The organism is Phycisphaerales bacterium AB-hyl4, assembly GCA_041821185.1.
In the GTDB taxonomy this organism is placed as follows: Bacteria; Planctomycetota; Phycisphaerae; order Phycisphaerales; family Phycisphaeraceae; genus Natronomicrosphaera; species Natronomicrosphaera hydrolytica.
In genome coordinates this window covers 1-1683 of record JBGUBD010000028.1, presented here as the reverse complement: position 1 = coordinate 1683, position 1683 = coordinate 1, and the positions used below count along the sequence as shown (strand labels likewise).

The following is a 1683-nucleotide window of genomic DNA, read 5'->3' as shown; positions in this document are numbered from 1 at the left end:
GCCCTCACCGGCTCGCTCACGCTCAACCATCTCGACACCGGCGTCACCGTGCTCACCGGCACGCAGGATTACACCGGCAACACCAACGTCCGCCAGGGCGTGCTCATCTTCGACGACGCCAACGCGCCGAATCTGCAAAGCCTCTTCCTCGGCACCAACGCCGGCGACAACGCGTCCATGATCATCCGCAACGGCTCAAACGTCGCGGTGAACAACAATACCAGGGTCGGCCATATCGCCGACAGTGACGGCCACCTCGTCGTCACCGGCGCGGGCACCACGCTGGATCTGCCCAGGATCGACGTCGGCCGCGCCGGCTTCGGCATCCTTGAGGTGACCGACGGCGCCGTGGTCGACGCCACCTACTTGGTCGTCATCGGCGACACCATCGACAGCGTCGGCAATGTCACCGTCTCCGGCCAGGGCAGCCGGTTGATTACACAGCATGTCTACCTCAGCCAATTTGGCGACGGCGTGCTCAGCGTTGTCGACGGCGGCGTCGTCGAGGCGAGCAACTACCTCTCCCTCGCTACCAGTCCCATTGCGACGGGCACGGTCAACATCGGCGACGGCGGCGCGGCCGGCATCCTCGATACCCCGGAGATCACCACCGGCTCGGGTGACGCGACCGTCAACTTCAACCACACCGACAGCGACTACTACCTCACCCGCGACGGCACGGCCGACGGCGATGCCGTGCTGCTGAAAGGCGGCCTGAAGGTCATCCACCACAACACCGGCACGACCACGCTGCTCGGCACGCACAGCTACACCGGCAACACCAACGTCACCGCCGGCACGCTCCTGGTCAACGGCACGATTGCCCACTCCGACTTCCACGTCTTCGGCAGCGGCACGCTCGGCGGCACGGGCACGGTCGGCAACCTGCTGATGAGCGATGGCATCCTCAGCCCCGGCAACTCCATCGGCACGTTCACCGTCGACGGCGACTACACCCACGGCAGCTTCGCCACGCTTTACGTCGAGATCATCGACGGCGGCCACACGCCCGGCGTGCACAACGACCATGTCTACGTCACCGGCGAGGCCACGATCCTCGGCGGCAAGGTCGACGTCTTCGCTGAGCCGGGCAACTATCACGACGGTACGCAGTACACCATCCTCACCGCCGACGGCGGCGTCGACGGCAAGTTCGACACGGTCAGCAGCAACCTGTTCGACGTGGCCTTGAGCTACACCGCTCACGATGTGCTGCTGACGCTCACGCTCGACGACAAGTTCACGCCGCCCGGCGATGACGATGACGACGACTGGACCGGCCACTTCGAGCAGCTCGCTCGCAGCGGCGGACAGCGCGGCGTCGGCCGGGTGATCGACCACCTGCTGCCGCATGCCACGGGCGATCTCGCCTTCGTGTTCAACGAGCTGGCGGGCCTGGATGACGCCAACGCCCGCGACGCCATCCAGCAGCTCTCCGGCGAAACCACCGGGGCAAGCTCGACCGCCGTGGTGCAGGCGACCACCAGCGCTCGCAACACCGTGTTCAACCGCAGCCGACCGGCGGTCGCCAGCCTGGCCCTGCCCGGCCCGGCGACGAGCTTCCAGGGCGGCTCGCTGTCGCTGGCCAGTGCCGACACGCAGCAGTCCGCTCGACAGTTAGCCGATATGAGCGGCCCGACCGGCTGGCTCGGCTGGGTGCAAGGCTACGGCGAGTACGGCGAC

1 protein-coding gene is annotated in these 1683 nt (G+C 67.0%); it reads left to right on the top strand.

Annotated features, from left to right (window positions below; all coding sequences use genetic code 11):
- Positions 1-1683 (top strand): hypothetical protein (locus ACERK3_19625; GenBank protein MFA9480483.1); only part of this gene is annotated, 1683 nt, incomplete at both ends.